The sequence below is a fragment of the Paenibacillus naphthalenovorans genome (genome assembly GCF_900099895.1).
Classification (GTDB): domain Bacteria; phylum Bacillota; class Bacilli; order Paenibacillales; family NBRC-103111; genus Paenibacillus_G; species Paenibacillus_G naphthalenovorans.
Genome location: NZ_FNDY01000009.1, coordinates 34228 through 54513, shown reverse-complemented (window position 1 = coordinate 54513; position 20286 = coordinate 34228). Strand labels below are relative to the sequence as shown.

The following is a 20286-nucleotide window of genomic DNA, read 5'->3' as shown; positions in this document are numbered from 1 at the left end:
TCAGCCTATCGAAGTTAGTAAGACGACGCTATCGGTTTGTAAGAAGGACAGCTCGTTCAGGGAGCGACTTATACAAAAGGATGCGGATATGGATTAAGCTGTTCAGGCGTTAGCGGTTGCTTCGCATACCCGAGTTCCATAGGCACCCTAAGCACTCTTTCCAGCCCTGACAAGCGGGTAAGGTGATGTCCGAACGTCATCGGCAGCATGCCCGGAATCAGCACTTTGACGCAGTACAGTCCGTTTCGCACGGTTTCCGGGGATGACTGGTCTACTACAATCACATCGAGGTTCAGCCGGCGAAACACGTGCATCAAGCCCTTTAGATCATCGGTCAGATCCGGGGGACTGTCCTTTCGCTTAAATTCCTCATCAAATGTACGCAGCGGACGATGGGTATCTAACAAGAAGTGCAGCCGTTCTTCCGCCTGAGGCAAACTGTACAGCATGACATGGTCCTCCATTTGCTGCACTCGATAGGAATCAAGGAACATGTTCAAGCATTCCTCCCGACGTGCATTAAATGTTTTCTGAAGAATGCACATCAGGCCGGCCAATTCGTGAACCGCACTTTTTGCCGCCCGTATCGGATCTATATGAGCACTGGCCGCACAGATGATATTCATCTTCTCCGGATCCCCGGTTTTCGCCAATGCCCAAATGCTTGGAATTCCATTCTCCATCGTGATGTTAAATAAGTGAATATCATATCCTGCGACAGCCTGTATCCTTTGGATCATCATCTGCAGTTCTTGGTCATTCGCGGAATAGGGGTCAAGGCGGGGGACAGCCAGCCTAGCATACCAGGTCATCAGGAACGAGTCCCGTTCAACCACTTCCAGCATTCCGTAGAAAATGGCTTCCTCTATGCTTCCCCCTAAAGCGCATCCGTTGGAACCTTCTTGCACAAAACTGCCGCCGTAGATCGGGCTATAATAGGCTAGAGACTCCGGAACAAGAATGGGCCGCTCGTGCAAAAACGAATAACCCCATACCCAATTCATCGAGCTGTCAGGGTCAAAAGGCTCGAAAGGGAAATCGGGCCGAGCGTATTGTTCCCGGGTGTATAAGCCCACCTTGGCGGGATCGACGGCTTGATCGGCAAGACGGTTAAAGCTGTCGCAGATTACGGTTTGTTTACCGTGGGGGGCCAATCCGCACCGGCGCTCCAACCCCTCCAGAATGGCGGTCCATTCACTTTTCGCATAAGAGTGGCTCCGTCCCCCAGCGACCTCGTCTCTCGTAGTGAACGTCGGCAAATTCACAGTTACAGAAGCAAAGGGCGAGATGAGATCATGCATTTTTGCATTCAATAGCCCTGTTCTGGAGTCCAGATAGTCTTTGTCCAGAACATCTTTCAGCACCTCTATCGGATGGCAGCGATAACTTCCGTCTCTTATCTTGGGTCGGAGCTGCAGTGAAATTCGGGCTGCAGCGGATGAATCGTCAGGCAACCGGCCGCATACGGGGCACAACGGGTCAGGCAGAAAGAAATGCCGCGAGCTCTTTAGCGTCTCAAGGTTAATGATATACATATGTTCTTTTGTATAAGCTTGGCTTCTCTGCAGTATTCTCATCGTTTCTAAAACAAACAGGCGGGCCGTATGAAGCAATCCTGCAGGGGAACTTCTTGTTTTGCGGGGGATCTCCCCGGACAGCGGCGGCCTATTGAATAAATTTGTCATTGCGTTGGATTCGCCGCTTCCCGCCATATAACGACGGGTCTGCGCACACACGGAGCACCCCGGTCTGCCCGGATAAACAAACGGTCCGACTACCCCCTCATCCAACGAAACGGAACCGTAGAGGCAAGGTATCCCGGCCTGCTGCAGGATCTCTTCCGACTGGTGATCATCGAAGGTATGCCGGTCATCCCGGATCACCAGAACGAGTTCAGCTGCTCTTGGCACTCCTCTGTTCAAATCGGCCTGATGAACGATTTTGCAGTGCTCCGACAATTCGTCGGTCACGAGGGCAGCCAACCGGCCTTCTCCGATGATGGCTATAACAGCTTTCATTTGAACACATCCTCCAAAAGTAGTGTGCCTATGCTGATCAAAGGTCAAAGGCAGGCATTCGGGTTAATCCACTATATGAACTTTTAGGGCGGACTTGTTCTTGTTTTAAAAAAATAGTTCATATGTCCAATCATATTTTGTTATCCGTTCATAACTTGTTGATGTAGTGATATTAGAGCAAGGAGGTGCTGATCCATGAGTTTTGTTGGTGGTGGTTTTAGTTGCGGAGGTTTTGGTATTGGTATTGGAGTGATTCTTGTTCTTTTCATTCTCCTGGTCATTGTTTCCAGAGGCTTTATCATCTAATTTCTAAAAACAGTTTGCCGCTGATACAATATGCATCACAAACTCGGTACCCAACAAAAGCTCCCTTAACATAGGGGGCTTTTTCTATTATAGCAACGGGAGTCAAAAATATGGGTTGACAAATAAACGGAAAGAAAATAAGATAGGAAATGTAACCGGTTCCGTAAACCGGTTACATCATGGCTATCGTAAAGTTGGTGAACTCAGTGAAGAGCCTTTCTAAACCGTCTAAACAACAATCCCACCGGTCGACAATCGGTGATGTGGCACGTGAGGCGGGCGTATCCAAGACGACCATATCGCGATATTTAAGCGGGCAATTCGATTCGATATCGGAACAAACCCGCAAAAGAATTGAACAAACGATTGCCGATCTGAAATACAGACCAAACCGGATGGCGCGCGGGTTAAAACGGGATCGCAGCTTCTCCATCGGGATGATTGTCGCCGATATCACCAACCCTTTTTCGACTTCGATATTACGCGGCGTGGAGGATGTTTGCACGAAGCATGGATACAGCCTGATGGTGTGCAATACAGATAATGACCCGGTGAAGGAAAAGGAATACATCATGATGCTTCAAGCCCATCGGATTGACGGATTGATCATCAATTCAACCGGCCACAATAATGAGTACTTGCACGAACTGGCTGAGGAACAAACGCCGGTCGTACTGGTTGACCGTAAAATGCCGGAGCTCGGCTTTGATACGGTCGTTACGAATAATGTTCAAGCCACCACGGAAGCCATGCGTTTTTTCCTGCAGCAAGGATATGAAAGAATAGCGTTCTTTACACAGCCGGTTGAGAAGGTGAGTTCACGCAACGAACGATCCAACACCTTTCACCAGTTTCTTGCACAAGCGAACCATCCCAGCATCACGGATGTTTATGTCGTTGATTTCCGGGAGAATGGACAATTGGAGCAAAAGCTTGAGGCCTATCTGTCAAGCTCCCAGGGCCAATTCCGATTATTGTTTGCGGTAAACGGTGTCATGCAGCTGAAAATACTGAACGTCCTGCAGCAGAAGGGGCTCCGGATCCCTGAGGATATTGCAGTAGCCTGTTTTGACGATCTGGACTGGGCTCCGGTCATTCCTCCCGGAATTACAACCATTGCACAGCCTACCTATGAAATCGGTGTCAATGCCATGGAGCGTGTGCTTAAGCGGATTATGGGCGATCAATCCCCCGCGGAAACCATTGAACTTCCGGGTAAATTAATCATCCGGGGATCGACCCCGTCCAAAACGAAGTAACGTTTGGAAGCGGACTCTCTCACTTTAGAGAGTTTATTTTTGAACTCTTGTGGAACCGGTTCCGTTTACCGGTTCCCGAAACCGATACCGTATATGTACAGAGAAAGGGAAAACCGATGACATCAGTGATTGTAACAACCTCCGCTTTCGGTGCGGATAAGGTAAAGTCGCTAGGACAGCATTATTTTATTCCAGTCGTCGCCCAGGCGGGCGGAAGCGGTATTGAAATTCGCAGGGAGTTTTTTGCCAATCCTCCGTATCCTTTGCAAGAGCTTAGGGAAATGCTTCGGCAGTACCCGCTCATAACCGTTTATTCGGCACCGGTACCCCTATGGAACAGTGACGGCCAGTTGAATGTCCTTGACTTGCCGGTCATCTTGGAGGAGGGGGTTACTCTCGGCGCTCAATATATCAAAGTATCGCTGGGACATTACAACCCGCAGCAATCCGATATCATCCAACTGAAACACTTACTGGAGGAATTCGACCTCGGACATCGTGGCATTCAGTTTACAGTAGAGAATGACCAAACCCCTTGGGGAGGAACGATAGAAAACCTTCACCGCTTTTTTACAAGCTGCCGTGCCCATCATGTTCCGGTAGGGATGACCTTTGATATCGGCAATTGGCATTGGACGCGATCGGATCGGTTCGAAGCCGCAGAGAAGCTGAAAGACAGTGTGGTGTATGTTCACTGCAAGCATGTGGAGAGCTTACGGGGAGAGCTTCATACGGTGCCTCTTCCATCGGACCCGGGCGAGGATTGGAGAGCGCTGCTGTTCATGTTCGATAAAGATATCCCGCGGGCCATAGAGTTCCCTATTGAAGGAGAAAACCTAACGGAAACCGCGGCAGGTTATATCAAGCTTATAGCCCAGGTATAATGAAAGCTTTGTAATATCGAAAGATGGGAGTAACGAAGCAGATGAAGACTTTGGATGTGATTACATTCGGAGAAGCCATGGGGATGTTTATTGCCGATGAGGTCGGACCGCTCTACAAAGTGAAGCGTTTTACCCGAGGTTTGGCAGGGGCGGAAACGAATGTTGCAGTCGGGTTAGCCCGTCTAGGTTACGATGTATGCTGGGTAAGCAAAGTAGGCGAGGATGCGCTCGGGGAATACATCAAATACGCTTTGCAGCAAGAAGGAGTCGATATTTCCTATATCGGCAGCGATCCCAATCATCCGACGGGCTTTCAAATGAAATCGAAGGTATTGGCGGGCGATCCGCAGGTCCAATATTTTCGGAAGCATTCCGCGGCAAGCACAATAGGAGTGGACTATCTGCTGCCGGAACGTTTTCTGTCCGCCGCCCATCTGCATATGACAGGAATTCCTCCTGCTTTATCGCCAAGCATGTACGGTTTCGCCGAAAAAGCGCTGTCCGTGATGAAATCGGCGAACCGGACGGTTTCCTTTGACCCGAATTTGCGGCCAAAGCTATGGAGCAGCCAAGATCGGATGGTACGGGAGATTAACAAGTTTGCGGTACAAGCCGATTGGGTGCTTCCCGGCATTTCGGAAGGCAAAATACTTACCGGATACGACAGTCCCGAGGATATCGCTGCTTTTTACCTGGAACAAGGGGTAAAGGTGGTCGTTGTAAAGCTTGGCGCGGAGGGCGCCTACTACCGGACTGCGGAAATTGAAGGGTGTATCCCCGGGTTTAAGGTGGCGAAGGTAGTCGACACGGTAGGAGCGGGCGACGGTTTTGCAGTCGGCTTTGTCAGCGGCATGCTGGACGGCTTAACGATCGAGGAAGCTGTAACCCGGGCTAACGCCATCGGCGCCCTTGCGGTCATGTCCCCCGGCGATTCCGACGGATTACCGAGCAAAGCTCAATTGGAAGCGTTTATGGATGAGCAAAAGGGCATGGAACCTTGCAGTTATTGAATTCCTACATAGATGAAGGGGGGCTTTCAGCAGAAATGAAGATTCAGTTAGCGTTGGACCGGTTGACCATCGAGCAGGCGGTCGCTGTCACGAGGCCGGTCTCTCCATATATCGATTGGATTGAAGTGGGAACCTCTTTAATTAAGGAATTCGGGATGGACAGCGTGAGAGCTTTGCGGAATGCGTATCCCGATCATGTCATCGTAGCGGACATGAAAACATTTGACAATGCCGTTTATGAATTTGAAATGTGCTTCTCTGCAGGGGCCGATATAGCTACTGTGATGGGGGCGGCACCGCTTGTCACGATTGAAGCTTGCATGAATACGGCTGCCAAAGCGGGAAAGAAGGTGATGATTGACCTGCTTCACACATCGGAGGAGCAGCTGGAAGCCTTGCAAATATATTCCGATGCGATCTTTTGCCTTCACGTGAGCAAGGATCAGCAGGAAATGCAGGGAAGTACCCAAGGGACGGAAGGTTTTTATGTGCCGCCTAGTTTATCTGGGGAAGGGCGAAAGCTGGCCTTCGCCGGTGGAATTACCGTTGATATGGCTCAGGCGCTGACTCGAATCTATCCGCATGTGATGATTATCGGTTCTGCGATCACGAAGGCGAAGGATCCGGCGGCAGCGGCAAAGACATTCTATCAATTGAAAAAGGAGTAAACCTGGATGAGTTATATTAGGTCCATTCTCGAGGAAATAGGAACAGTCCTGGAGCGCCAGGAAGCGGGCGGGATGGAACGGATTGTCGCCGCTCTTCAAAATAAACGGATTTTCGTTATAGGCGAAGGAAGATCGGGTTTGATGGGCAAATCGTTTGCCATGCGGCTGATGCATTTGGGCGCCGACGTGTATGTTGTCGGGGAGACCATCACGCCTTCCATCGGCAGAGAGGATGTGCTGGTTGCGGTTTCCGGCTCCGGTACGACCCAAAGCGTGGTTTGGGCAGCGAGGAAAGCCAAGGAACTGGGTTGTACGGTGATTGCAGTCACGACCGAGCCTTCATCGGAGTTAGGCGCCCTGGCCAGCTTGCTTCTTCATATCCCGGCGGCAACCAAATACCGCAGGGCCAATGAAAGTGCCAGCATCCAACCGTTGGGTTCGCTATTCGACCAGTGCGCACATATTGTTTTCGATGCGATTTGTCTAGGCTATGCTGCTTCGAAGCTCGAGGATCACAGCTCTGCTTTCCATCGGCACAGCAATCTGGAATAAAGGAGTGATCAATTTGAACCTGCAAACATTGGAACATGCAGCTCATCGACCGTCAACCCAAAAAAAGAAAAGCATCCTCGTCTGGCTCGATGACCGGCTGCAGTTTATTCTGCTGATTCCATCTTTACTGCTAATGACGCTTGTTTTTCTTTATCCTGTTTTATACAACGTTTACCTGAGCGTTCACGATTGGACCTTCCTGACGCTTCATGATCCTCCTTTTGTGGGCTTGAGGCATATTATGCATGTGCTTGGCGATGCGGGCTTTTACCATTCGATGTATTTGTCGGCTCTCTTTGTTGCAGGCGGTGTGGGTCTGCAGTTTGTGCTCGGCTTCGCGCTGGCTTTGGCCGTCAACCGAATCCGGCGGGGGCACGGTTCCATCACCACATTATTTGTCTTCCCGATGATGGTTACTCCGGTCGTCGTGGGCTTGATGTGGAAGTTTATTTTCGATTATAACTTCGGGATTTTCAATTATTTTCTGACGGTATTGGGTCTGGAGAAAATAGCGCTGCTCACATCCAACGCGTTCGCGCTCCCGGCCACGATTTTGGTAGATACCTGGCAGTGGACGCCATTTATGTTTATTGTACTGCTGGCGGGATTGAAATCGCTTCCGAGCGAGCCGTTCGAGGCTGCTGAAATGGACGGCGCGAGCAAGTGGCAAACCTTGCTTCATGTCACGCTTCCGCTGATGAAATCCGTGATTATCGTGGCTTTGGTGATGAGGATTGCAGGGGCGGTCAAAGTGTTCGACCAGATTTTCGTTCTGACCGGCGGCGGTCCGGGAACAGCGACGGAAACGATCTCCATGATCCTGCATAAGAAAGCGTTTGTCGAATTTGATTTCGGATACGCGGCGGCATTGGCCATTGTACTGACGGTCGTTGTGGGGATATTGTGCTGGTTTGCCATTCGCGCATTGTATTCGGAAAAATAGGGGGAAATCGAAATGCCCGGTAAAAAGATATGGATCAACGGCTTTGTCTACGCTGCGCTGGTATTATTTTTGTTCCCTATTTTTTGGGTGATGTTCACATCGATTAAAACATCGACACAGGCTTTTCAAATTCCTCCCGTATGGATTTTTAAGCCGACGTTCGAGAATTATGTGTATGTATTTCGTTCGCAGCCCTTTTTCTATTATTTGTTGAACTCTTTGATTGTCACCGTGCTCTCTACCGGATTATCGCTTCTGATTGGTACCTTAACCGGATACAGTCTCGCCCGTTTTCGGATCAAGGGGCAGAAGTGGATCAGCTTTTCGGTATTTTTCACCAAGATGTTTCCGCCGGTCGTTCTGGTCGTACCGTTCTTTATTATGTTCCGCAGCATCGGCGCGACCGATTCCTTGTATTCACTAACGCTGGCGTACATCGCATTTAACCTGCCGTTCGTAACCTGGTTAATGTGGGGGTTCTTGAGGGAGCTGCCTGAGAGCCTGGAGGAAGCCGCCCTGATCGACGGAATGTCCCGATTTGGAGCGATGTGCCGTATTGTGCTTCCCTTGGCTAAGCCGGGGCTAGCGGTGTCGGCCATTTTCGCGGCGATGAATTCATGGAACGAGTTTTTATTTGCGTTAAGCTTAACCGGGATCAAGGCCAAAACACTTCCGGTGATGGCCGCCAACTTTGTCACGCAGGACGCGATCCTGTGGGGACCGGTTACGGCAACGGGCACGATGCTGATGATTCCGATGTTTATCTTCACGCTGCTTGTGCAAAGGCATATTGTTTCAGGCCTTGCGATGGGTGCCGTGAAATAACATAAAATTAATGAAACAGGGGGAATTTATTCATGCGTAAACGAACCATAGCAAGTTTGCTGGCGCTCGTTTTGAGTGCCGCTGGCTGCGCACCGGCGCCGGAACAGCAATCCGCAGGCGGCGCGAACGGCCAGGGAGAGAACAAGCAGGAGGCCATTACGGTAGCGGCCCGTTCCGGGATTTATTACAATGCGCTGAGCCAAATCGCGCCGGAATTCGAGAAGGAAACCGGGATTAAGGTTACCGTTCAGGAAATCGGACGCGACGGCTATTTGCAGAAAGTGTCGACTCAGCTTCTGGGCCAAGGCGAAGGCATGGACGTGGTGCTGATGCTCAACAACTACATTGGACAATTCGGCGCCGGGGGCCAGTTCGAGCCGCTCGACGATTATTTGAAGAAAAGCAATTCGTCGATGGACCGCTTCCTTCCGGCATCCGCCGAATCCGTGAAATACGGGGACAAAATTTATGCCATGCCGTTTGACGTGAGCACGATGTTCCTGATTTACCGGAAGGATCTCATTCCTACGCCACCAACCACATGGGAAGAGTATAGACAATTAGCGGAGAAGTTCACCAAAAGCAAGAACCCTCAATCTCCGACGGAATTCGGTATCGCCTTCCAAGGCAAGCGCGGGGAAACCCAGCCGAAAGATTGGTACCAATATTTCTGGTCCATGGGCGGCAGCTTCTTTGATCAGGATATGAAGCCGACCGTGAACAGCGAAGCGGGGGTAAAAGCCTTGACTTACGTGGTGAATAACTTCCGTACGAACAAGCTGATGCCGCCGGACATCACGACTTATGAATTCCCGGAAGTGCTGTCCGCATTCCAAAATGAGAAGGTGGCAATGGCGATTAACTGGAATGCCGCTTACCCGCAGTTGGCCGATGCAGCCAAATCGCCCAAGGTTTCGGATAAATTCGGCATCGCCGAGGTACCGGGCGGCGTTTCGTTCACGCACACTTGGACGCTGGCCATCAATTCGGTTTCCAAAAACAAGGAAGCGGCCTTCAAGTTTGTGGACTGGGTGACAGGGGAAGGAGCCAAAAAGTATGCTCTTGCCGGAGGCATTCCTGCAGTGAAAAGCGTCCTGGAGGATAGCGAGGTGGTCAAAGCCCGTCCGGAATTCCCGGACATTATCAAGTCCGTCGAAAAAGCCAAAACGGAACCGAACCTGCCGGAATGGCCGAGAATTCATGAATCGATCTCTGAAGCCATCTCTTTAGCATTGGCCGGCGAAAAGTCGCCGAAAGAGGCATTGGATATAGCGAACCGATCGATCCAGGATTTATTGGAGCAAAGAGGCTATTATAAGAAGTAATTAAGTGACTTTTAATGAATAAAATGGAAATCTAATCCCTGTAAGCACCGTCCCGATGCTCTTTGTAAAGGACGGTGTTTTTTTGCAGAGCCGCAGCTTGATTATTTATCGAATTTGATATTATTTTCATCCAGTTTTCGATAAAGGGTTGTTCGGGAGATGCCCAGCTCTTTGGCGGTCCGGCTGATATTTCCTTTTCTTTGGATCAAGGCCTGGATATAAAAATTCCGTTCGCGGTCTCTTTCTCTTTGCTTGATTTCCTTGATATGTTCCAGGTTTTGAAAGGTTTCTACCGAATTCGGTTGATGAGGAAATTCGTTCTGCAGATTATGCACAATATATGAGGGCAGGTGCTCGACCGTAATGTACGCAGATCTGTCGGATAAATAGAAGGCTCTCTCCATGACGTTGTTCAGTTCCCTGATGTTACCCTGCCATTTGTACTGCGTAAGCACCTTTAATGCTTCCGGAGAAATTTCTTTAACCGGCACCCCGTTATCCACGGATAGTTCATGAATGTAATAGGATGAGAGTTCGGCGACATCCTGCAGTCGTTCGCGCAGAGGGACAAGCTCGATGGTAAAAACGTTCAATCTGTAGAACAAATCACTACGGAATGAACCGTTATAGGCAATTTCCTGATTCAAATTTTTATTGGTTGCCGCAATAATGCGGACATCGATCGGAATCGGTTTATGTCCTCCTACCCGGATCACCTCTTTCTCTTGAAGAACACGCAGCAGAGTAGCCTGAAGTTCAAAAGGCATGTCTCCTATTTCATCAAGAAATAGAGTTCCTCCGTTCGCGGCTTCAAATTTGCCGGGATTTCCCCCTTTTTTCGCCCCGGTAAAAGCCCCCTCCATATATCCGAATAGCTCGGCGTTGATAAGCTCTTTTGGAATGGCGGCGCAGTTAATAGCCACAAAGGGCTTTTCCTTTCTTGAACTTTCATTATGAATGGCGCGTGCAAACAACTCTTTGCCGGTTCCGCTTTCTCCGAGAAGCAGTACGTTCGCGTTGGTTTTGGAAGCGGATTTGGCCAATGATACGGTTCGAAGAAAATGTTCATTGGAACCGATAAGATCCTTTGTCGTCATTTTGGTTTTATCCTTTCGACCGGCGGAAGTGCGGTGGGCCAGCTGCTTAAAATAAACATAGTGACAATCGAGGCTTTTGGTGATTTCGATTTCGAATAAGCTGTCGGAGTCTTCCGTCCTCATGATATAGTTGGCCTCTTCCCGGTTGTCCGATGAGATTTCCGCCAGCGACATGTGCACAAGATCCCCTTTTCTTGCAAGCAAATCCTGTGCCGATGCATTATGGAACAGGATTTTCCCCTGTTTGAGTACGAACAAGCTTTTGGAAAGCTGACCGGATATGTCCTGCAGAATCGTGGATAAGGAAAGGTAATCGTTGTGTTTATGGGTAAGCTCGGCGCAATAGGCCGCTAAACGGGACATGCTCTCAAGCAGGAAAGGGATGGCATTTTCCTTGTTTTTATGTATAAAGACACCGAGTACCCCCATGCGGCTGGAATCTGATTTACTTTTCACGGGCAGCCCTGTGGTAATCCAATCTTGAAGTTCCTGTATTTCGTGCTCATCCGAGCATGCATAAGACAGCGTATGTCCAGTCAGGGCGAGGCCAATGCCTGATTTGTTAAGCGGATGGCGTATCCAATTGCTGCTGCCGATTTTCAGCTGCGGAACGGCTGCCGAATGCTTTGACGCTCCGTTTTGGAATACATCCAACAGAACGCCTTCGGAATCAAAAAAAGCAAAAGTAAAAGGATAGAAATGGGTAGCCTTTTTTAACTCTTTCAAAAGAAATTCATTCCGGGTTAGCCGTTTCTCCAGCATGTCCTTGGGCAGCTCGTTCGGAACGGTTTTCGTTTTCTTTTCCTCTATTTCAAAAAACGGAACGGGGGGCAGGGGGGAATCGGATTCCCACACAATTTGAAACCGGCATTTTTCATCGACCCGGCCTATTCGCGAGTTCAACCATAAATGCTGATTTTTCTCATCGACTATAATTTGGCCTTGCGGCGCTTCGAGAGCGAGACCGGATAATGAACGACGGATCGCGTCGGTGGAAACCGTCCGGGTGCTGCGTAGTGCTTTTGCCAGCAAAAAAACAGAGTTATAGGCGTTTTCCATAACGGAGCTTATCGTATCTGTACCGTAAGTGCGGCGATATTCCGCGACAAACTGTTGATTGACCGGGTTTTCAACCGTATTAAAGTAAGGGAAGCTTGAAAAAAGACCGACCGTATAGGAAGGCTGGATGGCGGTAATTTCGGTTTCGGCCGTAATGGAGCTGGCAATGTGCTGTTTTAAAGCGTATTGATGGTGCTGTTGATAAAAAGCGCCTGCACTGTTTCCAACGAGAGTCGAAAAGATGACATCCGGATTGATCCGGCGGATTTGCTGCATATGCGGACTGAATTTTTGATCGCCCAAGCCGACATATTTTTCATCCAATATGGTGCCTCCATAGCTTTGGACCAAGTTTCTGATATACCGGTTGGTTTCCCTTGGGTATATATAATCCGAACCGATTAAATAAAACGTTTTGCCCAAGTGGGTGATAATCCAGGGGATGAAGTGAAGCAGCTGTTGATTGGGAAGTGGACCGCAGTAGAAGATGTTCCGGTGTTGTTCCGCTCCTTCGTATAGGGTTGGATAAAAAAGCAGTCTATCATATTTTTCCAAAACGGGAATGACCATTTTACGGCAAGCAGAGGTATATAATCCGATAATGGCGATGACTTGGTCCGACAAGATTAATTTTTCCGCTTTTTGCGCTGCAAGGTAAGGATCGGACGCAATATCTTCAACGATAGGGACCAGCCGCTTGCCATGAATACCGCCTTGTTCATTGATTTGTCTGATCGCCAGCAAACTGGCCTGGCATTGGCCCCGCTCTGTTATGCTCGTAGGCCCTGTGAGGGAGAATAGAATGCCAACCTTTAGTTCCTTACCCTTTGTGTCCATATCTATTCACGCTCCTTTAAAAATATAAAGTGGTTTAAAGTGTGCAGATATAGTCGGAAGTGTCCATTCATTGTATTAACTGTGTATCATCATTTAGAACAACAACGGAACACTTTGTCAGTTATTATAACATAAAATTGTCCAATACATAGGTTTTTGTTTTTTATAGGATGTAAAAAAGAAAAAATAATAAATATATAACGTTATATGTTATAAAAATTATCTCAAAATTGGCGTATTTTAAGATTTCTTTTTTTGTTTTTTTCAAAAAAAGATTTGAAAACAAGGGATTCCAAAAAGTTTGGCATGAAAATTGCTATATAAATATACTGAAAGCCTAAATACCGGCCTTTCATTGTCGATGCCGGAGGAGGGGGACCATACTATGATCCAGTAGACGCGGCAGAACCCGAACACGAACTTGAAAAGGGGTGATGCATGGAGGTTGCGGGGGCTGGTGTTTATTCGATCGGATGAACTCAAATTTTAAACGAAAGATTCAGGAGGAGATACCATGGAAAAACGACAAATCTCTCAAGTAGAGAAGCGGCGATTCGATGCGCTCAAGCGCGGCTTTCACCGGATTGCCAAGGAGGACTCTACTCCCGTAGCCGTACATGTCATCGGCCTGGGTAAGGCCGGCGCCGACGTCATCGGGGAGATGCTCCATGATGGCGTCGACGACTTGCTTGAAGACAGTCGTGTACGCTTTACGGCTCTGGCTGTCGACACAAGTGACGAGAACCTGGCGCCCATCCGGGAACTGGCCGGCAAGCTGCCGCAAGACCAGGTGCAGGTGCGGACATGCGCCCTGCAGGTTCCCTCCCGGGACGAACTTTTTGCCATGCTGCGCCGCTATCGGGAGTATCTGAAGCTGGAATATCCACGGTATTACTGGAATCCCAACTATGAACCCTGGCTTCCGGCGGACATCGAGATGCCCAAGCCCGGAGAGCACGTTCCGCGGGCATTGGCCAAGGCTATTTATGGACATGGCTATTACAATGAGTCACGGCCCCTGCTGGAAGAACTCAACCTCTTTGCGCAGAGCGTGGAGGCCGCCGACAGTAAATCTGTCGTGTGCGTTGTATTTGGACTGGGCGGCGGTACAGGCAGCGGTATCGTAGTGGATCTTGCCCGCCATTTGTCCAACGTCCGGTTCGGACGCCGCAGCCTTGTGCTGGGTGTAGGCATTGCGCCGTGCGAAGGCGATCCCGAAGAAGTTCGCGGCAGCCAGCTCTTTCCGGCGCTCAATGAGCTGGATTGCATGCTGGATCAGGATAAGAACGAAGGGGTTATTCAGGTTTGGGGCGACCTGTATCGAAACCCCTTTACCGCCGGGTTTATTATGGTGCCGCAGCAGCCGGCTTGGGAAAGCACCGGGAATCTTCAGGCAACCCACCAGCGGGTAGACCGGGAAATCGCCAGTTTCCTTACCCGGAATAAGGGTACCGACCTCTGGGAAACGCTCCGTCTGCTCAACTGGATCGGGGCGCCGCCAACCCAACACGCGGCAGCACGCACGCAATATGGCGAGCGCTGGATACACGTGCTTGGATATGGAGATCCGGAAAAAGGGGTATCGGCCTCTCAACTGGGCTTGAAGGATAGTTACAAGGCGGATTTTCTGGAAATGCGGGTGGCTGCCCCGGAGGGTGCGAATCTGGATAGTGAACTGGCCGCTGTCGCCGGAAAGCTAAACGAAGTCTTCGCGCCTGTGAACCCGCCGGAAATGGTGCGGTCGAAGAGCAAGGGCGGCACGTTCGTTCAGTACGTGCTTCCGAGGGTCAGGAAAACGGATCTGCAGGTCTTCCATGCCGCCCGGAAAGACTACGATCAGCTGTCATGGACAGATAAGCTCATGGTTCATTCCTGGCTATTGGACCTGGGGGTGCTCCTGTGCGAGCCGGCGCTGCGGTTTGAAGGCATGGCCGGTGAGTGTCTTTGGGGCTGCGCCTGCTGGATTGTCGTGCCCTACGAAGCCATTCGGGGAGAAGAATTGCCCCAGGCCATCTTGTAAGGAGGTATCTGCCATGCCGCTAAACTGGTCGTTGGTGAAGCAAAAGTACGGCAAGGGAGCCCAGGTTCCCACCGTCGCGGGGAGGAAGACGCTGCAGGTGACGGGCGTGGACGATGAACAAATTTACATTCGAACCCCCCTGTGGACATCCGCTGTGAAGCGCAGCCACCTGGAGGAAGGCGTGAGGTTAATCGAGGAAGGCGTCATTTCAAGAGATCCGGGCCTGTTTGTTGAGGATTACCGGGTGTACATCGTGGATGACCGTGCGACCTCCGCTGCCCATATCCTTCACGACCTCGGGTTTCTCGATGAGGATACGGGCTTTACCTCCAGGAGCGCGTGGTGCTGAGACAACGAAAGCTGCCGCCCGTTCGCCAATGGACAGGAGATGCGAAATCATGAGTTTCTCAACGCTGTACCACAGGAACGAAAGGAGAGGTTAAACGATGAGTTTTTCAATGTATCACAGTGCTTCCGGTATGCAGTCCCCTCACAGCATACACGTCGTGGGAATCGGTCGAACGGGGGTAGGTTTTGTGGACGCGATGCTGCGCGAGGGGGAGGTCGAGGATCTTCTGGAGGATCCCCGCGCCCGTTTTTCGGCGCTGGCCATCGATATCGGCGAGCAGGACATGGTTCGGGCCCGGGACTATGCCCAAGGCTTTCTGGAACGCCTGGAGGAGCGCAACATTCCGCGGGATCGCGCCCGTATCCGCACGGTTTCGCTCGAGGTACCAAGCAAAGAGGAATTATTCGGCTCGCTGGCGCGCTATCCTGAATTTCTCAAGCGCGAATTTCTCCGGTATGATTGGAATCCCGACTACGAACCCTGGCTTCCGGATAACATCGAGATTCCTAAGCCCGGCGAGCATTTTCCGAGGGCATTGGCCAAAGCCATTTACGGTAAAAACTACTATGATGGTCCGCAGCTTCTTAAGCGGGAGCTGAAGGACTTCGTCCAGAGTGTGGACCAGACGCGGTTGCCGTCGATGGTGCTGGTCTGCTTTTCCATGGGAGGCGGCACCGGCAGCGGAATCGCTGTAGATTTGGCACGGCACCTCTCTACGGTTCACTTCGGCCGGCGTGTGCCTGTCATTGGCGTTGGCGTGATGCCGTGCAGCGCCGACGACGAGAAGTACCGGGGTGCGAGCCTATTCGCCACCCTTAACGAGCTCGACTGCATGATTGACGATGACAAGAATAAAGGCGTCACGCAAGTGTGGGGAGACTTGTACGCCAACCCTTTCACCGGAGGCTTCTTCGTAGCCAATATGGAGCACGTCTGGCAGCGAATCAGCCGGTATACAGACTTGGGCGTGCCGGCGGTGCGGCAAGGGCTGCGGCTGCAGGTGACCAACAAGTTTCTGGCCGACTCCTTCGTACGCTTTGCCGCTCACGACTCGGGGCGGACTTTATTCAGGGCTCTGCGTCCGTGCGGATTCACGGGGGCGCCGCACGAAACCGTCAGTTCGAAGGCCCGGAATTTTACGCTTTACAATCTAGCCAAGCTGACCCATCCCGGGGTGCAGGTACTGCCGGGTGAGCCGCTTAACAAGTGGCGTCAGATCTTATCCGACTGGCTTGACCATACGGAAGAATGGTCGGGGCTAGTGGAAGGGTTCAAGACGGATTACGCCGAGGTCCATATTCACGCGCCGCGATACGTATGGAATGAGTCCGTGGACCGAAAGCTGGCGGATACGATGAACAAGCACCTCCTCGACTCGGATGAAGCCACATTGCGGACTTTTCATCATGAATTTTTCGATCACTTGACCAGCTATCTTGACATCCTTCTGCCAGGTCTTGCGAAGACAGACCTGCGTCTGTTCTGGGAGTCCCGCAAGCGGTACGCCAATGCGGCAAGGGAGGAAAAGCTGCTTAATCACTCGTGGCTGCTGGACTTGGGCGTTCTGCTGTCGGAGCGATCCAGCCAGATGAAAGATATGGCGGGGGAGCGCCTGTGGGGCGACGACAGTTGGGTTGCCGTGCCTTACGATCAATTGCAGGGCGACGTCCTTCCGCCGGCAACCCGCAGGGAGATTCTGCAGCAGGGCATTGCGGCCATGGCCAAGACGGTGGTTCCTACCCCTTAGCCCCACAGGGAGATGTAAACCGAAACGGCTGGATACGCAGGCGGCTAACCTATGCCGCCCGCGTGTCCGGCGCTTATCCTCCATTCCGCTTGGGGAAGCGTCGTGGCGGCGGATAGAGGCAAGTTAATGAGCTAATGGAGGCGGTGGCGATAATGGTACAACAGCTATATTCACCGGAGCGGATTCCGGTTACCGTAGTGACGGGATTCCTGGGGTCGGGAAAAACAACCCTTCTCAATCATATCCTGCATGGTCGGCACGGGTACAAAGTGGCGGTTATCGTCAATGAGTTCGGTGAGATCAGCATAGATGGACAGCTGGTGGTCACCGAGGATAACGAGGAGCTGGTGGAATTTAATAACGGTTGTCTGTGTTGTACCGTTCGGGAGGACCTGGTCCGGACCCTGACGGATCTGGCCCGGCGCTCCGAACTCGATGCCGTGTTGATCGAAACGACGGGTCTGGCGGACCCCGCCCCGGTCGCTTCTGCGTTCTTTATTGTCGATGAGATCAAGTCCCGGTTTCAACTGGACTCGTTTATTACGGTAGCCGACGCAGTCAACCTGGAGCGCAATTTGGAAGACAGCGTCGAGGCCCGGGAACAGTCGGCCTTCGCCGACATCATCCTGCTGAACAAGACCGATCTGGTGCCGAAACCCCAATTAGAGCGCGTGGAACAGCGGATCCGAGCCCTTAATCCGATGGCCAGACTGTATCACACTCAATTCGCGAATATCGAACTCGACAAGATTCTCGGGGTCAGCGCCTTCGAGTTGGCCGCCAAGCTGGAGGTCGATCCCGCGTTTTTGGACGATGTGGAACACGAGCACGACGATGAAGTGGCGTCTTTTGTTCTGCGGACGGACCGTCCCGTCGATATGAACCGGTTCATGGAATGGTTCAACGGGGTTCTTCTGGAACACGGCGAGGATGTCTATCGTACAAAAGGCATCTTCCGGGCCCGGGGATATTCGGAGCGGCTGGTCTTCCAGAGTGTGCGTATGCTGACGTCTCTGCGCCGGGAAGAGAACCGGGAGCCGGAAGAACCCCGGCATAGCGAGTACGTGGTCATCGGGCGCAATCTGGACCGGGATAAGTTTATGCAGGGCTTTGCCCAATGCGTTGTGTCCAGCGAATGAAGGACCGCTGTCCGGATCGATAAGCTCCGTCTTCGCTTTGGTGGAAGACATGGCTCTTTTGGCAAGCGGGTGCCGGAATATAAGAAAAGCGTTCAGGGAGGTGGCAGACCAAGATGGCTCAAGACAGCCGCAAACACCGGTACACGAACCCCTTGATTCGTGAAAAAAGCCCGTATCTGCTGCAGCATGCGCATAACCCCGTAGATTGGTATCCATGGGGGGAAGAGGCCTTTGAGAAGGCGAAGGATGAGGATCGGCCCGTTTTCCTCAGCATCGGGTACAGTACGTGCCACTGGTGTCACGTGATGGAGCGGGAGTCCTTCGAAGACCCGGAGGTGGCGGAGCTGCTCAACCGCCATTTCGTGTCGATCAAAGTGGACCGGGAGGAACGGCCGGACGTGGACCATCTCTATATGAGAGTATGCCAGGGGATGACCGGGCAGGGAGGCTGGCCTTTGACCGTGTTCATGACCCCGGAGAAGGAACCTTTTTTCAGCGGGACCTATTTTCCGAAACAGAGCCGGCACGGGCGGCATGGGTTAATGGATCTGCTGCAGAGGACGGCCGACCTGTGGAAGACCGATCGGGATCGCCTGCGGCAGACCGGTCGTGACGTTGTGCGCAAGCTGACCACGGGGATGCATCCGGCGGCTCGCGGAGAGGTAAACACCGGGGCGATGGCTTTGGCCTTCGATTACGTTCGTTCTAGGTATGACGAGACTTACGGCGGGTTCGGCGGGGCGCCGAAATTTCCGCGTCCCCACGAGTTGATGTTTCTGCTCCGGTTTTACGCCAGAACCGGGCGTGAGGATGCATTGAACATGGTGGAGGGCAATCTGCGGGGAATGTGGCGGGGAGGCATTTATGACCATCTGGGCTACGGATTTTCCCGTTACGCCACCGACAAGCTGTGGCTGATCCCGCATTTTGAGAAGATGCTCTATGATAACGCCCTATTGGCGCTGGCCTATTTGGAAGGGTATCAGGCGGCAGGAACGTCCCGTTGGGCTCAGGTAGCACAGGAGATTTTCAGCTATGTGCTGCGGGACATGACGAGCCCGGAAGGAGGGTTTTATTCGGCGGAGGATGCCGATACAGAGGGCAAGGAGGGCCAGTTTTATGTTTGGACGCCGGATGATATCTGCCGCGTGCTGGGAGAGGAGGCGGGCCGGATGGCCTGCCGGTATTACGGCGTGACCGAGGAGGGGAATTTTGAGCGCGGCACTTCGGTGCTTCACACGATCGACACGGATTCGGAGGCGGTGGCGCGGGAATTCGGGCTGGCGCCGGAAGTCCTGGAGGAGCGGATGGAACAAGCGCGGCGGAAGCTGTGGGAGGCACGCGAGGGGCGGGAGCGCCCGCACAAGGACGACAAAATCCTCACGGCCTGGAACGGATTGATGATCGCCGCCTTTTCGCGGGGGTACCGGGTGTTGGGCGATCCCCGGTATCTGTCGGCGGCTTGCCGTGCGGCCTCGTGGCTGTGGAAGGCGATGCGTCGGAACGACGGTCGACTGTTGGCCCGGTATCGGGACGGCGATGCAGGGATTCCCGGCTATTTGGACGACTATGCCTTTTATATCTGGGGGCTTCTTGAGCTTTATCAGGCGTCCGGGGAGGTGGAATGGGTTGTAAAGGCGGAGGAGCTGGCGGAAGATGTCTGGGGGCTTTTCTGGGATGACGAGAGCGGCGGTTGTTTTCTGACCGGTTCGGACGCGGAGTCTCTTTGGGCCCGGCCGAAGGTAAGTCATGACGGGATGATGCCGTCCGGCAACGCTGTCTTTGCAATGGATATGTTGTGGCTCGCCCGGATGACCGGGAATACGCGGTGGGAAGAGAGGGCGGATGCGCAATTGAAGGCCTTGGCCGGGGAGGTGGAACGGTTCCCCGCAGCTCACACCTTTCTCTTATCGGCTTGGGATATCGCTCTCGGGCCATCCCAGGAGGTCGTGGTGGTCGGCGAGCGGGAAGATCCGGAGCAAGAGAGGCTGCTGGCAGAGGTGCGTTCGCTGTTTTTGCCCCGGGCCGTGTGGATTGCAAAGCCCGCGGACGCGGAGGGCGAGCGCATGGCGGAGGCCATCCCCTGGTTAAAGGAGTACCGGCTGCAAAACGGGCGAACGACCGTTTATCTTTGCCGGGGGTTTGCCTGCGAGCAGCCTGTGGGCGCCGACCAAGCTGCAGCCAGACTCCGGGAGATCGCTTGCGAGCGTGTTGAATGAGAAAGCTGCATAACGGGGGATCAGGCGCA

The 20286-nt window shown here is 52.2% G+C and carries 16 protein-coding genes; 14 read left to right on the top strand and 2 right to left on the bottom strand.

The features are described from left to right. Nucleotides 1-68 precede the first annotated feature (68 nt). On the bottom strand, nt 69-2018 hold the full coding sequence (locus BLT35_RS11205; RefSeq protein WP_074727988.1) for a TOMM precursor leader peptide-binding protein: 1950 nt from the start codon (nt 2016-2018) through the stop codon (nt 69-71). Between the two features lie 195 nt (nt 2019-2213). Here BLT35_RS11205 and BLT35_RS26220 point away from each other — a divergent pair, with 195 nt between their 5' ends. The 9 genes from BLT35_RS26220 to BLT35_RS11165 all read left to right on the top strand — a co-directional run bounded on the left by BLT35_RS26220 (nt 2214) and on the right by BLT35_RS11165 (nt 9790). Beyond that, nucleotides 2214-2324: a sporulation protein YjcZ gene (locus tag BLT35_RS26220; RefSeq protein ID WP_082660603.1), complete on the top strand. Its 111-nt coding sequence runs from the start codon at nt 2214-2216 to the stop codon at nt 2322-2324. Nucleotides 2325-2503: 179 nt separating this feature from the next. Beyond that, nucleotides 2504-3583 carry a LacI family DNA-binding transcriptional regulator gene (locus tag BLT35_RS11200; protein ID WP_062406453.1) on the top strand — a complete coding sequence of 360 codons (1080 nt, stop codon included), beginning with the start codon at nt 2504-2506 and terminating at the stop codon, nt 3581-3583. 116 nt (nt 3584-3699) lie between these two features. Then, nucleotides 3700-4467 (top strand): sugar phosphate isomerase/epimerase family protein, encoded by a 768-nt coding sequence (locus BLT35_RS11195; protein ID WP_074728119.1) that lies wholly within the window; start codon nt 3700-3702, stop codon nt 4465-4467. A 41-nt stretch (nt 4468-4508) separates the two neighbouring features. Further along, complete coding sequence (locus tag BLT35_RS11190; RefSeq protein ID WP_074727986.1) at nt 4509-5477, top strand: sugar kinase; 969 nt, start codon at nt 4509-4511, stop codon at nt 5475-5477. 35 nt (nt 5478-5512) lie between these two features. Next, nucleotides 5513-6145 carry a 3-hexulose-6-phosphate synthase gene (gene hxlA, locus BLT35_RS11185; RefSeq protein ID WP_074727984.1) on the top strand — a complete coding sequence of 211 codons (633 nt, stop codon included), beginning with the start codon at nt 5513-5515 and terminating at the stop codon, nt 6143-6145. Nucleotides 6146-6151: 6 nt separating this feature from the next. Then, nucleotides 6152-6697, top strand: a complete 546-nt coding sequence (hxlB, locus tag BLT35_RS11180; RefSeq protein ID WP_074727982.1) for a 6-phospho-3-hexuloisomerase — start codon at nt 6152-6154, stop codon at nt 6695-6697. A 13-nt stretch (nt 6698-6710) separates the two neighbouring features. After that, a complete protein-coding gene (locus BLT35_RS11175) occupies nt 6711-7640 on the top strand; it encodes a carbohydrate ABC transporter permease (RefSeq protein WP_062406462.1) in 930 nt (309 codons plus the stop codon). Between the two features lie 12 nt (nt 7641-7652). After that, nucleotides 7653-8465 carry a carbohydrate ABC transporter permease gene (locus BLT35_RS11170; protein ID WP_062406465.1) on the top strand — a complete coding sequence of 271 codons (813 nt, stop codon included), beginning with the start codon at nt 7653-7655 and terminating at the stop codon, nt 8463-8465. Nucleotides 8466-8497: 32 nt separating this feature from the next. Then, entirely contained in the window at nt 8498-9790 is a 1293-nt protein-coding gene (locus BLT35_RS11165; RefSeq protein ID WP_062406468.1) for a sugar ABC transporter substrate-binding protein, read from the top strand. 101 nt (nt 9791-9891) lie between these two features. Here BLT35_RS11165 and BLT35_RS11160 read toward each other — a convergent pair whose 3' ends face one another. Then, nucleotides 9892-12783 (bottom strand): transporter substrate-binding protein, encoded by a 2892-nt coding sequence (locus tag BLT35_RS11160; RefSeq protein ID WP_074727980.1) that lies wholly within the window; start codon nt 12781-12783, stop codon nt 9892-9894. 514 nt (nt 12784-13297) lie between these two features. On the opposite strand from BLT35_RS11160, the gene BLT35_RS11155 reads away from it, so the two are divergent. The 5 genes from BLT35_RS11155 (at nt 13298) to BLT35_RS11135 (ending at nt 20257) form a co-directional block, all read left to right on the top strand. After that, nucleotides 13298-14803: a tubulin-like doman-containing protein gene (locus BLT35_RS11155; RefSeq protein WP_054817643.1), complete on the top strand. Its 1506-nt coding sequence runs from the start codon at nt 13298-13300 to the stop codon at nt 14801-14803. Between the two features lie 13 nt (nt 14804-14816). Beyond that, the gene (locus BLT35_RS11150) at nt 14817-15152 is read left to right on the top strand and encodes a hypothetical protein (protein ID WP_054817644.1); all 336 of its coding nucleotides are present in this window, start codon (nt 14817-14819) and stop codon (nt 15150-15152) included. Nucleotides 15153-15249: 97 nt separating this feature from the next. Further along, nucleotides 15250-16899, top strand: coding sequence for a tubulin-like doman-containing protein (locus BLT35_RS11145; protein ID WP_062406474.1), 1650 nt, complete (start codon nt 15250-15252; stop codon nt 16897-16899). A gap of 152 nt (nt 16900-17051) precedes the next feature. Beyond that, nucleotides 17052-18038, top strand: a complete 987-nt coding sequence (locus BLT35_RS11140) for a CobW family GTP-binding protein (RefSeq protein ID WP_054817645.1) — start codon at nt 17052-17054, stop codon at nt 18036-18038. A 113-nt stretch (nt 18039-18151) separates the two neighbouring features. Next, nucleotides 18152-20257, top strand: a complete 2106-nt coding sequence (locus tag BLT35_RS11135; RefSeq protein WP_062406477.1) for a thioredoxin domain-containing protein — start codon at nt 18152-18154, stop codon at nt 20255-20257. Nucleotides 20258-20286: the final 29 nt, after the last annotated feature.